A 14,361-nucleotide genomic window follows, 5' to 3' on the forward strand; every position below is an offset into this window, starting at 1 on the left:
ATTTTTCTGGTAAAAGTTGAATGTATTCTATAAAATTTCAAATTGTATATGATTTTTTTAATAAAAAAATTGTTGATATTTTTGCTGATAATGGTAAAGTGCATGATTTTCAAATATTAAAAAATTCAAATCTTGAATTTTCAGAAAAAACAATAATTATTGGTGATTTAGGATATCAAGGTATACAAAATATTTATAAAAATACAATAATACCAATTAAAAGAACTAAAAATAAAAAATTAACTAAACAAGAAAGAAAATACAATAAGATTGTATCTAAAATTAGAATTAAAGTTGAACATGTCTTTGCTTGATTGAAAAGATTCAAAATTTTAGTAAATAAATGTAGAAAATCTAAATTTAGACTTATGTACTTAAGATTTAACTTACTTTGTGAAATTTTTAATAAAATAAAACCATTAAAATAAAAAAAATATTAAAAATATTTTTTTAAAATTTAAATTTTTATCGAGTTAATATAAAAATATTATTAACAATTTTTTGTTTAAAATGTAAACTCATTTTTTAAACTATTTTTTCAAAAAATATTTATTTCTATATTCAATAACACTAAATAGTTTTAAAACAATTTTATTGACAATTAATTAAATTTAATTACGGAATATGTCCTATGTTAAAATTTAAAAAATAAGTAAATAACTATTTCGGAGGTACTAAGATATGCAAATGAAAAATCTATTAAGACTTATGGGTGCATTAACCCTAACAACAGTAGCTACTACTTCAGTTGTAGCTTGTGGTGATCAAACTGCAGTTAATTTAGATACAGTATTAAAAAAGAAAGAATTAGGTCCAATTCCAGTTGCTGATATTACTAAACCAACTGAGAAAGAACTTAAAGAAGCTATTAAAGCAGTTCCAGAAAATAAAAATATTGATTTAAATGGTATTACAGTTAAAGTTAATACTCCTGAAAAAGATGGAAATCCAATTACTAGTGCAGTAGTTAGTCCTGATGGTAAAATTTATAATGGTGATTCAATAACTATTACATTTACATTAGCACATAAAAAGACAGATGTTGAAGTTACAAATGATATTAAAGCAGCTTTAGAAAAAAGTGTTGATGGTAAATCATTAAATGATTCACAAAAACAAAATGATGCTAAAGATATTATTACAGCAGCAATTAAAAAAGTTACTGATGAAGATAAAGCTGGTGAAGCAACATTTACTTTTGATAAAGGAGATACAGATTTAACTGTAGGAGATAATACAATTAATATTAAAGTTACGCTTGGGCAATCAAAAGATGTTGCAGTTGCTGTTAAATTAACTGGTGTAACAGTACACGAATAAGAAATATAATATTTTATTATAATTAAAATGACATAATTTAAATTGTGTCATTTTTTTCTAATTATTTTTCAAAATTTATTTGACTATTACTATTAAAAACTGGTATTATACTTATTGGACTAAATTTTGATACACTAGGAATTGTGTATATAATTAATTCTTTAAAATCATAAAGGAGGCTAACGATTAATGCCAACAATGAACCAACTATTACGTAAAGGACGTACAGATAAAAAATACAAATCTAAATCACCAGCGTTAAATGTTTCATATAATTCATTAACAAAAACAACTTCTTCAATTAGCAGTCCGCAAAAAAAAGGTGTAGCGCTTGTAGTTACTACAAGAACACCAAAAAAACCTAACTCAGCTTTAAGAAAAATTGTTCGTGCTCGTTTAACTAACGGTATGGAAGTTACTGCTTATATTTCTGGAGAAGGTCATAATTTGCAAGAACATGCTATTGTTGGAATCCGTGGTGGGAGAGTTAAAGACTTACCTGGAGTTAGATACCATGTTATTCGTGGGTATTCTGATACTGCCGGAGTAGTAAATCGTAATCAAGGTCGTTCTAAATACGGAACTAAAAAACCAAAAGATAAGAAATAAGGAGGTAAAACTAAATGCGTAAAAATCAAGCTATTAAAAGAGAATTAGTTGCTGATCCAATTTATGATTCAAAAATTGTTACTCAATTAATTAACGCCATTATGATTGATGGTAAAAAAAGTGTAGCTCAAAAAATTGTTTATAATTCTTTTAAAATTGTTGGAGAAAAAACCCAACAAGTACCATTAGAAGTATTTGAAAAGGCAATTGCTAATATTACACCACAATTAGAAATTAAAACTCGAAGAATTGGTGGCGCAAACTATCAAGTTCCTATTGAAGTTAGTGCTACTCGTAAGATAACTTTAGCAATTCGTTGATTAGTTTCTTATTCACAAGCAAGATATGGTAATAGTATGCAAGATAAACTTGCAGCTGAGATTATGGATGCTGCTACTGGTAATGGTTCATCAATTAAAAAACGTGATGAAATTCATCGTATGGCTGAAGCTAATAAAGCCTTTGCTCACTATAAATGATAATAAAGGAGAGAGAAAATGGCAGAAAAATCAGGTCGAGAATATTCACTAGCAAATACTAGAAATATTGGAATTATGGCTCATATTGATGCTGGTAAAACTACAACAACAGAAAGAGTTTTATACCATACTGGTAAAATTCATAAAATTGGTGAGGTACATGAAGGTGCCGCAACTATGGACTGAATGGAACAAGAACAAGAACGTGGTATTACTATTACTTCAGCTGCAACAACTGCTGTTTGAAGAAATAATCGAATAAATATTATTGATACTCCGGGTCACGTTGATTTTACTGTTGAAGTTGAACGCTCATTAAGAGTTTTAGACGGAGCAGTTGCTGTATTAGACGCGCAAACTGGAGTTGAACCACAAACTGAAACTGTTTGAAATCAAGCAACTAGGTATAATGTACCAAGAATTGTTTTTGCAAATAAAATGGATAAAATTGGGGCTGACTTTGCTCATTCAATTCAAACATTAAAAGATCGTCTTGGTGCTAATGCTCATGCAATTCAATGACCAATTGGTGCAGAAGATGCTTTTGATGGAATTATTGATATAATTGAGATGAAAGCATACCATTTTGATGGTAAACCAAATGAGGATTATAAAGAAATTGCAATTCCTGAAGAACTTAAAGATGTTATTGCAAGTAGACGTGAGGAATTATTAGAAGCACTTTCTCACTTTGATGATGATTTCTTTATGAAATATGCTGAAGGAGAAGTAACGGTTGCTGAAATTAAGACAGTAATTCGTAAAGCAACAATTGCTGCTGAGTTTTTCCCAGTATTATGTGGTAGTGCCTTTAAAAATAAAGGTGTTAAATTAATGTTAGATGCAGTTATTGATTACTTGCCTTCACCATTAGATGTACCTGCAATTAAAGGAATATTACCTGTTTCATCAAAAGAAGTAGAACGTCATTCTAGTGATGAAGAACCTTTCTCAGCGTTGGCATTTAAAATCATGACTGACCCTTTTGTTGGAAGATTAACTTTTTTTAGAGTATATTCGGGAACATTAGAATCTGGTAGTTATGTATTAAACTCAACTAAAGAAAAAAAAGAGCGTGTTGGTCGAATTTTACAAATGCATGCCAATACTCGTGCCGAAATTAAAAAGGTTTATGCTGGTGACATTGCTGCTATTGTTGGCTTAAAAGATACAACTACTGGTGATACATTATGTGATGAAAAACATGAAGTTATTTTAGAAAAAATGGTGTTTCCAGAACCAGTTATTTCATTAGCGCTTGAACCTAAAACAAAAGCTGATCAAGAAAAAATGAGTTTAGGTTTACAAAAACTTGCAGAAGAAGATCCAACATTCCGTGTTTCATCAGACAAAGAAACAGGACAGACAATTATTTCAGGAATGGGAGAACTGCATTTAGACATCTTAACTGATCGTTTAAAACGTGAATTTAAAGTAGCAACTAACATTGGAAATCCACAAGTTGCTTATCGTGAAACAATTAAAGCAGTTTGTGAGCGCGCTGAGGGTAAATATATTCATCAATCAGGTGGTCGCGGCCAATATGGACATGTTATTATTAAATTTGAACCAAATCCAGATAAAGGATTTGAGTTTGTTGATAAAATTGTTGGTGGTAAAGTGCCACGTGAATACATTAAACCAGTACAAGAAGGATTAATTGAATCATTAGCTAATGGTTTAATTGCTGGATATCCAGTTATTGACGTTAAAGCAACATTATATGATGGTTCATTCCACCCTGTTGACTCTTCAGAACGTGCCTTTAATATTGCAGCTTCTAAGTCTTTACAAGATAATAAAGATTTATTAAAACCAGTATTATTAGAACCAATTATGAATGTTGAAGTTATTATTCCAGATGAATATTATGGTTCTATTGTTGGTAAAATTTCTGGTAAAAGAGGTACTATTGAAACAGATGAAATGCGTGGTAACAGTAAAGTTGTTAAAGCTAAAGTGCCTTTATCTGAAATGTTTGGTTATGCTACTGAATTACGTTCAATGACCCAAGGACGTGGAACATATACAATGTCTTTTTCACACTATGAAGAAGCACCAAAATCAGTTGCTGAAGCAGTTGCTGGTAAATATCAAAAAGGAAGAGTTACTAAAAAATAAAATAATTTAATTGAAAGTATAATAACTTTACTTTAAAATTATCTTAGTGTTTAATTTAATTAAATAAAAATAAGTATTAATTATTTCCAAGGAGGAAACAAAAATGGCAGAAAAAGAAGTAAAAAAATCAAAGCCTGTATCAACAGGCCCAAAACAAAAATTTGAACGTACAAAACCGCACGTTAATGTTGGAACAATTGGTCACGTTGACCATGGAAAAACAACATTAACTGCTGCAATTACTAGTTATTGTTCAAAACATGAAGCAGATGGATATAAAGGTATGTTTAAGGACTATGCCTCTATCGATGCTGCTCCAGAAGAAAAAGCACGTGGTATTACTATTAATACAGCTCACGTTGAATATGAAACACCAACTCGTCACTATGCACACGTTGACTGTCCAGGTCACGCTGACTACATTAAAAATATGATTACAGGTGCAGCTCAAATGGATGGTTCAGTGTTAGTTGTTTCTGCAACTGATGGTCCAATGCCACAAACACGTGAACACATTCTATTGGCACGTCAAGTTGGAGTTAAAAAAATTGTTGTATTCTTAAATAAGTGTGATATGGAAAGTGTAGACGATGACGTATTAGAACTTGTTGAAATGGAAATTCGTGAATTACTAACTAAGTATGAATTTGAAGGTGATGATACACCAATTATTCGTGGTTCTGCAAGAGGAGCATTAGATGGTAAAAAAGAATGAGAAGAAAAAATTAAAGAATTATTAACAGCAATGGATGAATGAATTCCAACACCAAAAAGAGAAGTTGATAAACCAGTATTATTAGCTGTTGAAGATGTTTTCACTATTACTGGACGTGGAACAGTAGCTACTGGAAGAATTGAACGTGGAACTTTAAAAGTTAATGATGAAATTGATATTATTGGTATTAACAAAGGTCTTAAAAAAGTTGTTGTTACTGGTATTGAAATGTTCAGAAAATTATTAGATGAAGCACAAGCTGGTGATAACGTTGGAGTATTATTACGTGGAGTTAAACGTGAAGATATTCAACGTGGACAAGTTATTGCTAAACCAGGATCAGTTACTCCACATACTAAATTTAAAGGTGAAGTTTATATTCTAACTAAAGAAGAAGGTGGACGTCATACTTCATTTAATCCAGGATATCGACCACAATTTTATTTCCGTACAACTGATGTTACAGGAAGTATGGGAGACTTTATTAATAAAGGTGAAAAATCGGAATTAATTATGCCAGGTGATAACGTTACTATTACTGTTGAATTAATTCACCCAGTTGCCCTTGAGAAAGGTACTCAATTCTCAATCCGTGAAGGTGGAAGAACTGTTGGTGCTGGACAAGTTACTGAAGTTATTAAATAATCACATTAAATTAAAAATCTTTATTCTCAAAAGAGAATAAAGATTTTTAATTAAAAATATTTTAGTAGTAAAATTAATTTATAGAAAAGAGATGACAAATCAATGCCTTATGTTAAAGAGCTGGAAAGTCTAATTTTAAATCGTAAATCAATTCGTAATTATGATCCTAGTAAAATTATTAGTGATAGTAAAATTAACGATATTCTTAACTATGTGCGTCATACCCCATCTTCATATGGTTTAGAACCATGAAAAATTTTAGTTATTAGTAATTCTAAAATTAAAGCACAATTGCAACTAATCATAAATAATCAACAACAAGTTAGTACTTGTTCACATTTATTTATTTTATTAAGTTATAGTGGTGAAAATTTCAATACTAGTAATCAATGATTTGTTGATACTGTTATGAAAAGACGTAATTTAACAAAACCACAATACGAAATTTATAAATCAACATTTAATAATTTCTTTGATCATGACAAAAAAACACAAATAAATCATTGGGCACAATGTCAAACTTTTATTTTATTACAAAATCTTTTATTATTATTAACTGCTCATGAAATTGATAATGTTGTATTAGGTGGTTTTAATGAACAACAATTATTAACTTACTTAGAATCAAATAAGATTATTGAACCTAATAAGTATCATGTTACAATTTTAGTGTCTGCTGGTTATGGTTATCCATCAAAAACTAAAATTATTAAAAACGAAGTTAGTGAAATCAGTACGCTTATCAAATAAATGTATTAGAAAAGGTATTACAATGGAAAAATTAAAAATAAATAACTTAGATATTGAATTAAATATTAATGTTATTGGTAAATTTTTAGATAAGATTGAATATCCAATTCTTATTTTTGATTTTGAGACTTTTCGTAATTTATTACATAAAAAAAAGAACAATTCGTATGCTCATGATTTTGAAAAAATTTTTTCAATTGCATTATTAATTATTAATAAAAAAGAAGATTTAAGCGTTAGTAATTTACAAAATAAAAAGTTACATTTGTTCGTTAAAACTGTTATTCCACAACCAAATATTTTAAATGAAGATTTAAAGCTTGTTAAACATCAGCAACAGTTTTTTAAATTTTTAACTAATAAGTTATTAAAACATAACATTAAATCTTTGATTTTACTTGGTGCTAGAACTGAGATATTAATGCTAAAAAACTATTTGAGTTATCATAATGATGAAAGTAAATTCAAAAATAAAGTTAGTTATTTTTTTCAAAAACATAAAATTTTTGATTTATATGACATTTGAAATAATGATCAAGTTTTAAATTTACCTTTATATAAAAAAGGTTTACATCTTGATGTTGGTGCTACTAAAAAAACGTCAATACTAATTAAAAATAATAATGATTATTGTAAAATATTAAAAGAACAATTTTCATTAACAAATAATAATATTGGAAGAATTATTGATCAATATTTTTTTAATAATATTTGTTTATTACCTAGTTTTACTACGCAAGTAGCAAATCATAATCAAAATGATGTTCTAATTGGTGCTGCAATCTTATCATTACTTTATACTTTTTGTGATAAATATTAAGAAAATAAAAAATATTAATTATTTAAATTAATATTTTTTATTACATTTTATTTTTTTAGTTCAAATTTTTTGGTGTTTGTGAATTATATATTGTTGTATTTGTTGATAAAGGCATTAAATTATTAATTTCATTAACATTCAATCTTGTTTCACTATTTGAACTTACATCTTGAGTTTATAAATTATCATCATTATTTGTTAATTTAAGTAAATTTTGAAATTGTTCTTCAAGTTCTGTTTTAGATTGACTAATTAAATAAGTATTTTCAAACACTGATTTTTTGCAAGGATATCAATATCGATCTTCATCTCAAATTAAAACATCTTCTTTAGTATATTGTACTTCTTTTTTAGTACCATTTGGACCCCAAGGTAGTGATAATTCTCCACTTTTATTATCTTTATTAAGATTAACTATTTTTATTTTAGAATCGGGATTTGCTCAAGCTTCCCCCTTACTTATATTATTAATAACTGGAATATAAGTAGTTTTAAATTTTTTTTGGTTAACAACTCAATGTTCACCAATAACTCCTGTAATAATATAATCACCGCGATGACAAGTTACTGTTACTTTTTCTAGTGTTTCAATTTTTAATGGATTATTATCTTGATGTAATTGAAATTCATATTTTACAGTAGGGTTTTTAATACAAAATGTAACATTTGAATTTTCTGTATTTTCTTTAAATAACATATTTTCTCCTTCATCTTTTTGTTTTTTTGAATAAAGACTTTATTTTAAAAATAAACATATAGTAAATTTTAAATTTCAATATTTATCTTTATTTTTTTAAAATAATTTAATAAAATTAAAAAAACTAATATAGATAAAAATATCTATATTATTAATAAACATTTAATAAATTATTATTAATAATATCATTTTTTTTATCTTTTTTAAAAATATTTTTGTAATTAAATTATTATATATAATTGTAAATTTATGAGTAAAAGTAGCAATATTATAAATTAAAATCATAATTTTATGATTTACTAACGCCCAAACTAATACCTAATATAAGGTGTACTTATGCTATAATTACTATAGTATATTGTTGACTCTTCGTTAAAATTAAGTTTGAAAAGGAGTATTAACTATGAAAATTGGAATTATTGGAGCATCAAGAAAATCGGGACTTGCTTTAACTAAAGAAGCTTTAAAACAGGGATATCAAGTTGTTGCCATTACTAGAAATCCTATTAAAATGCCAATTCTTAATAATGATAATCGATTGACCATTAAAAAAGCTGATCTTACTAATAAAAGTACTATTAAAGCGGTTGTTAATGATGTTGATATTTTAATTAGTGCTTACGGCCCTACTATTGATAATCCCCAAAATATTCATCAGCAAGTTGCTAAAAACTTAATTACTATCATGCATGAATGTCAAAATATTAAAAGGTTATTAATTGTTGGTGGTGCTGGTAGTTTGTTAGATGATAAGAATGAAATATTAGTAGAAACAAGTGCATTTCCTGAAGCATGAAAAGAACATGCACAACAACAAGTTCAAGCATTAGCTACTTATCGTAGCAGTGACATTAATTGAACATATTTTAGTCCTTCTTTATACTATGACCCAGAATTACCAACTTTAGGTAAATTTAAAATTGGTAACAATCATTTAATTGTTAATAAAGAAGGAAAAAGCGAGATTAGTTATGGTGATGCTGCAATTGCTATTATTAATGAGATTAAAGAACAAAAATTTATTAAAAAACGTTTTACAGCGGGTTATAATTAATATTTTGTTTGAAAGAATATTAGACAAATGGTAAAACTTACAAAAGAACAAATTTTACAAAAAACGATAACTCTAAATAATGGTGTCAAAATTCCTCAATTTGGATTAGGTACATATTTAATGGTTGATAGTAAATCTATTTATAATTCAGTAATTTGTGCTTTGCAAAATGGTTATCGTCATATTGATACTGCAGAATATTATAAAAACGAGGAGATAATTGGTAATGCAATTAAAGATTTTTTAGCAGAAAATCCAGAAGTTAAAAGGGAAGATTTATTTATTACTTCTAAAATTTGAAATGACAATCATGAATATGAACTTACTAAAGATGCTTTGCGTGGTATCCTGACTCGTTTAAAACTAGATTATTTAGATTTATGTTTAATTCATTGACCAACTAAACAAAGTTTTGAATGTTGAAGAGCCTTAGAAGAATTTTATGAATATGGTAAAGTTAGGGCAATTGGTGTTTCAAATTTTAATAGTTCACAATTAAAAGATTTTTTAAAAAAAATAAAAATAAAACCAGCAATTAATCAAATTGAAACACATCCTGGTTTTAATCAAAAAAACACAATAGATTTTTGTTACGAGAATAATATTGCTGTTACTTCATGAAGAACAATGCTAGGTGGTAGAGCAGATGAAATACCATTATTACAAGAATTAGCAAATAAATACAAGGTTACTACTAGTCACATTGCTTTAAGATGAGCTTGACAATTGGGTCAATTAGTTATTCCTAAATCAACTAATCCAGAGCGAATTATTAGTAATCACGATATTGGGGGTTTTGAACTAACAGAAGAAGAAATGTTAAAAATTCAAAAATTACCACAAACTGCTTTAGGCCCACAATCTAATGATAAAAAATTTTGAAAAGGAATTATGATGGATTAAATTTAAAAAGGGGGTTAAATAATTGTGATTTGAAATGATACAACTAAGGAATTAGCAAAAAAATTAAATACTAATTTTGTTACAGGTTTAACTGAAGAAGCTGCAGCTCAATTGCTAATAGAAACAGGACCTAATCAATTACCAGTTACGAAAAAAAAGCCAATTTGAAAAATAGTTTTAGCACATTTTATTGAACCATTTGTTTTAGTATTAATTGCATTAGCAATTATTGCTACTGTTATTGGTCAATGACAAGAAGCATTAGTTGTTTTTTTAATTGTAATTGTTGATGCTACTTTGGCTACTTATCAAGAAGTAAAAGCTGCAGCTTCTTTCGACTCTTTAAAGAAATTAGTTTCTTCACAAGCAGTAGTAATTCGTAATGGTAATAAATACGATATTGATGCTAAAGATTTAGTGGTAGGTGATTTGGTTTATTTAGATGCTGGAATGTTTGTACCTGCTGATCTGCGTATTATTCAGTCTTATAATTTACGTACTAATGAATCACTTTTAACTGGTGAATCAACCTTAATTAGTAAAACTACTGAAGCATTAACTGAAGAAAAATTATCAATTGGTGAAAGAACTAATCTTGCTTTTATGTCTACTTCTATTGCGACAGGTAGTGGTCTTGGTTTAGTTTATGCAACAGCAAAAACTTCTGAAATTGGAAAAATAACTAAGTTATTACAAGAAGAAAAAGAACCTAAATCACCATTAACGCGACAAATGTCTTTTTTAATTAGAATAATTTCAGTTTTTGCTTTATTATTAGGTTTAGCTATGTTTTTACTACAATTTTTCTTAATTAAAGTACCTGCTATTAATGCTTTAATTTTTGGAATTGCTTTAACAATAGCAGTAATACCTGAAAATTTGCAAGTTATTGTCACCGTTTCATTATCACTGGGAAGTTCAAGAATGGCAAAAAAACATGCTATTGTTAAACATTTACCTGCTGTTGAAACATTAGGTCAAGTTGATATTATTTGTTCTGATAAAACCGGAACTTTAACACAAAATAAAATGACTGTTAAAAAATATTATTTAACAAAATCAGTTAATGATAGTAATGACTTTAAAAAGAAAACTAAACAAGAACAATTATTTTTAGATTGTTTAGTATTATGTAATAATAGTGAAGTTAGTAAAAATAAAACTATTGGTGATCCAACAGAAGCAGCACTTATTAATTGATCAGAAACATTAAAGTTTCCAACAAAGGCACTTAGTGATAAACATACTCGAGTTCATGAAATACCTTTTGATTCCAATCGTAAATTAATGTCAACAATTAATGAATACGATAAAGAAACTTATGTTTTTGTTAAAGGCGCGGTTGATAATATGATTAATATTTGTACTCATACGCTTATTAATAACGAAAGGGTAGTATTAACTGCACAAATTAAAAAAGAAATAATTGCAAGTATGGAAGAAATGTCAAATTCAGCATTACGTGTTTTAGGAGCAAGTTATAAAACTGTTAATAATACGAAAGATTATAGTAATATTAGTGAAATTGAAAGTAATTTAACTTTTTTAGGATTAGTTGGAATGATTGATCCGCCAAGAAACGAAGTTAAAGATTCTTTAGTTAAAACTAAAAAAGCAGGTATTGATACAATTATGATTACTGGTGATCATTTAAATACTGCTGTTGCTATTGGTCAAGAATTAGGTTTGATTGAAAATAAAACACAAGCACTTAGTGGTAATACAATTGATGATATTCCAGAAGAATCATTTAATGCTAATATTAATCAATATCGAGTTTTTGCTCGTGTTTCTCCTGAACATAAAGTTAAGATTGTTAAAGCATTACAGAGTCATAATAAGGTTGTTTCGATGACTGGTGATGGTGTTAATGATGCTCCTAGTTTAAAAGCGGCAGATATTGGAGTAGCGATGGGTATTACGGGAACCGATGTTGCTAAAGAATCTTCACAAATAGTATTAACTGATGATAATTTTGCTACTATTGTTGATGCTATTGAAGAAGGGCGTAATATTTACAGTAAAATTAAAAGAATTCTTATTTTTATTTTAATTACTAATATGGCCCAAGTATTTTCAATTGTTATTGGTGCTATTTTTGGATGAAATGAATTATTGCAACCAATTCAAATTTTATGAATTAATTTAATTGTTGAATCTGTTATTGCAATTCCAATGTCAATGGGACCTAATAACCCTGATTTAATGCTTAGAAAACCAACGAAACGGAATGATAGAATTCTTACTGGTAGTTGAGGATTTATTGGTATTGTTAGTATAATATTAAGTACCTTGTTACTATTAGCTTTTCATTTTTTACCTCAAATTTTACATGAAAATAATAGTGAAGGTTTTGTTTTTGTTATAATGACTAATGCTCCTGTTTTTTATGCATTTTCTTTTGTTTCAGGTGCTAATACAAGTATTTTTAATAAGATTACTTGAAAAAATAAATATATTTGAGTTGCGGCGATTAGTGCTTTTGCTATTAATACTTTTATTATTTTTACACCTGTTGTTAGCAATGCTTTTGGTATTGGTGCTGGTTTTCGTGCAGTTGATTGATTACTTTGTATTGCTTTATCAACAATACCAATGTGATTATTAGAAGTGTATAAAGGAATTAGACTTTTAGTTAATAGACTTCTTGCAAAACCTATCTATTAAAAATTTAATTTTTAAAATAAAATTAAAAATAAAAAAGATAGGTAATCTATGATGTTTGATAAATTAAAAACTATTAACAATCCAGAATTATTAAGATTAACTGGTATAAATGATATTATTTTTAATAAAATTCTAGAAATTTTAAAGACAGAAGAAGTAAAAAAGTTTAAAAATGGTGGTACACCTAATAAATTATCATTAGAAAATCGTTTATTAATGACTTTAGAATATTGAAGAGAGTATCGAACTTATTTTCATATTGCTAAAAGTTATGGAATTAGTGAAAGTAGTTGCTATAGGAATATCAATTGAATAGAAAATACTTTAATAAAACATCCTGATTTTCAACAACTTGATGGGCAAAAATCACTGTTAAATAATAATTTTAAAGATAAAACAGTTATCATTGATGTGACTGAAAGTACTATTCAACGCCCAAAAAAAGTCAAAAACAATATTATTCAGGAAAAAAGAAAAAACATACAATAAAAACTCAAGTCATAATTGAAAAAGATAGTAAAAAAATTATAAGTTCTTATTTTTCTTATGGTAAAAATCATGATTTTAAAATTTTAAAAAATTCAAAAACGAAATTTTTATCAGAAACAACTATTTTAGTAGATTTAGGATATCAAGGTATACAAAACATACATAAAAATGTCTTATTACCTAAACGAAAATCAAAGAAAAACCCTTTAACTAAAGAAGAAAAGAAAAATAATAAGGCTATTTCAAAAATGAGAGTTGTTATTGAACATGTTTTTGCGATTCTTAAAAAATTTAAAATTATTAGTGAAAAATATCGAAATAGAAGAAAAAAATTTGCATTAAGATTTAATTTAATAGCTTTAATTTATAATTTACAATTATTAATTTAAATATATTTGATAATTTAATATTTTATTTTTTTATTTGAAATAATAATTTTTGTTGTATTTTAATGACAAAAAATAAAACATATTTTGAACAATAATTTTTAAAAAATATTAAAAGTGTTATTAAAATAAATTTTTAAACTTAAAAAATGTGATTAATATCATAGTTTTGCAAGAAGTCTATTAAATTAATTAAAAAAGAACAAAATAAAGTAAAAGTTAAATAATATAGAATGGAAAATTAATAATGAGAATTATTCCGTATGAATTATTTAGTTATACACCAGATATGAGTTTAACTGCATTACGTAAGAAATTACTAATGTATGATCATTGTTTAAATAAAAAAATTACAAATATGGCAATGCAACCATTTTTAGATTTGGAACGCAACTACTTTAATTTACTTTTATGTAAATGAGAATTAGAAATGCAAAAACGAAATCATTATGTTAATTCATTATTTAAATGTTATACTAAATACAATGATTTTGAATTTGTTGCAACTCCTGATTTTTTAATTATTGAATGTTGCATACAATGAGATTTAAAAGGTTTTCAGCCATATAAATGTAATTTAAATTGATATGAAATTATGATGATGACAATTAAAAATAAGGATAAAATAAATAAAGATTTTTATGAACAACTTTCTTTGTGGTATAAAAGACATATTCCGTAATTAAATTTTTTAAAAGTCAATTAA

General features: G+C 26.7%; 14 protein-coding genes. 13 read left to right on the forward strand and 1 reads right to left on the reverse strand.

Annotation, left to right across the window (positions count from 1 at the left end; all coding sequences use genetic code 4):
• Positions 1 to 20: 20 nt before the first annotated feature.
• From AACL24_RS02250 to AACL24_RS02285, 8 genes are all read left to right on the forward strand, one after another.
• Entirely contained in the window at positions 21 to 428 is a 408-nt protein-coding gene (locus AACL24_RS02250; RefSeq protein WP_339045908.1) for a transposase family protein, read from the forward strand.
• Between the two features lie 253 nt (positions 429 to 681).
• Positions 682 to 1,320 (forward strand): hypothetical protein, encoded by a 639-nt coding sequence (locus AACL24_RS02255; RefSeq protein ID WP_339048393.1) that lies wholly within the window; start codon positions 682 to 684, stop codon positions 1,318 to 1,320.
• Positions 1,321 to 1,509: 189 nt separating this feature from the next.
• Positions 1,510 to 1,929 (forward strand): 30S ribosomal protein S12, encoded by a 420-nt coding sequence (rpsL, locus tag AACL24_RS02260; protein ID WP_252320120.1) that lies wholly within the window; start codon positions 1,510 to 1,512, stop codon positions 1,927 to 1,929.
• 14 nt (positions 1,930 to 1,943) lie between these two features.
• Positions 1,944 to 2,411 carry a 30S ribosomal protein S7 gene (gene rpsG / locus AACL24_RS02265; RefSeq protein WP_174481359.1) on the forward strand — a complete coding sequence of 156 codons (468 nt, stop codon included), beginning with the start codon at positions 1,944 to 1,946 and terminating at the stop codon, positions 2,409 to 2,411.
• A 15-nt stretch (positions 2,412 to 2,426) separates the two neighbouring features.
• The gene (fusA, locus tag AACL24_RS02270; protein ID WP_339048395.1) at positions 2,427 to 4,529 is read left to right on the forward strand and encodes an elongation factor G; all 2,103 of its coding nucleotides are present in this window, start codon (positions 2,427 to 2,429) and stop codon (positions 4,527 to 4,529) included.
• Positions 4,530 to 4,632: 103 nt separating this feature from the next.
• Positions 4,633 to 5,889 carry an elongation factor Tu gene (tuf, locus tag AACL24_RS02275; protein ID WP_286641788.1) on the forward strand — a complete coding sequence of 419 codons (1,257 nt, stop codon included), beginning with the start codon at positions 4,633 to 4,635 and terminating at the stop codon, positions 5,887 to 5,889.
• A 102-nt stretch (positions 5,890 to 5,991) separates the two neighbouring features.
• Positions 5,992 to 6,639: a nitroreductase family protein gene (locus tag AACL24_RS02280; RefSeq protein ID WP_339048397.1), complete on the forward strand. Its 648-nt coding sequence runs from the start codon at positions 5,992 to 5,994 to the stop codon at positions 6,637 to 6,639.
• A 22-nt stretch (positions 6,640 to 6,661) separates the two neighbouring features.
• A complete protein-coding gene (locus AACL24_RS02285; protein WP_252320128.1) occupies positions 6,662 to 7,459 on the forward strand; it encodes a hypothetical protein in 798 nt (265 codons plus the stop codon).
• A 175-nt stretch (positions 7,460 to 7,634) separates the two neighbouring features.
• Here the strand turns inward: AACL24_RS02285 and AACL24_RS02290 are convergent, their stop codons facing one another.
• Positions 7,635 to 8,156, reverse strand: coding sequence for a PGDYG domain-containing protein (locus AACL24_RS02290; protein ID WP_339048400.1), 522 nt, complete (start codon positions 8,154 to 8,156; stop codon positions 7,635 to 7,637).
• 403 nt (positions 8,157 to 8,559) lie between these two features.
• Here AACL24_RS02290 and AACL24_RS02295 point away from each other — a divergent pair, with 403 nt between their 5' ends.
• The 5 genes from AACL24_RS02295 (at position 8,560) to AACL24_RS02315 (ending at position 14,337) form a co-directional block, all read left to right on the forward strand.
• Complete coding sequence (locus AACL24_RS02295; RefSeq protein WP_339048402.1) at positions 8,560 to 9,210, forward strand: NAD(P)-dependent oxidoreductase; 651 nt, start codon at positions 8,560 to 8,562, stop codon at positions 9,208 to 9,210.
• 27 nt (positions 9,211 to 9,237) lie between these two features.
• A complete protein-coding gene (locus tag AACL24_RS02300; RefSeq protein ID WP_339048404.1) occupies positions 9,238 to 10,113 on the forward strand; it encodes an aldo/keto reductase in 876 nt (291 codons plus the stop codon).
• 24 nt (positions 10,114 to 10,137) lie between these two features.
• The gene (locus AACL24_RS02305; RefSeq protein ID WP_339048406.1) at positions 10,138 to 12,780 is read left to right on the forward strand and encodes a cation-translocating P-type ATPase; all 2,643 of its coding nucleotides are present in this window, start codon (positions 10,138 to 10,140) and stop codon (positions 12,778 to 12,780) included.
• Positions 12,781 to 12,828: 48 nt separating this feature from the next.
• Positions 12,829 to 13,658, forward strand: a protein-coding gene (locus AACL24_RS02310; protein ID WP_339048408.1) for an IS5 family transposase whose coding sequence is annotated in 2 segments (ribosomal slippage) — positions 12,829 to 13,225 and positions 13,225 to 13,658 — 831 coding nt in all. Because the reading frame shifts where the segments join, the coding sequence is not laid out codon by codon here.
• A 244-nt stretch (positions 13,659 to 13,902) separates the two neighbouring features.
• A complete protein-coding gene (locus AACL24_RS02315; RefSeq protein WP_339048410.1) occupies positions 13,903 to 14,337 on the forward strand; it encodes a hypothetical protein in 435 nt (144 codons plus the stop codon).
• Positions 14,338 to 14,361: the final 24 nt, after the last annotated feature.

It is taken from the genome of Spiroplasma endosymbiont of Colias croceus (assembly GCF_964020095.1).
In the GTDB taxonomy this organism is placed as follows: Bacteria; Bacillota_I; Bacilli_A; order Mycoplasmatales; family VBWQ01; genus Spiroplasma_E.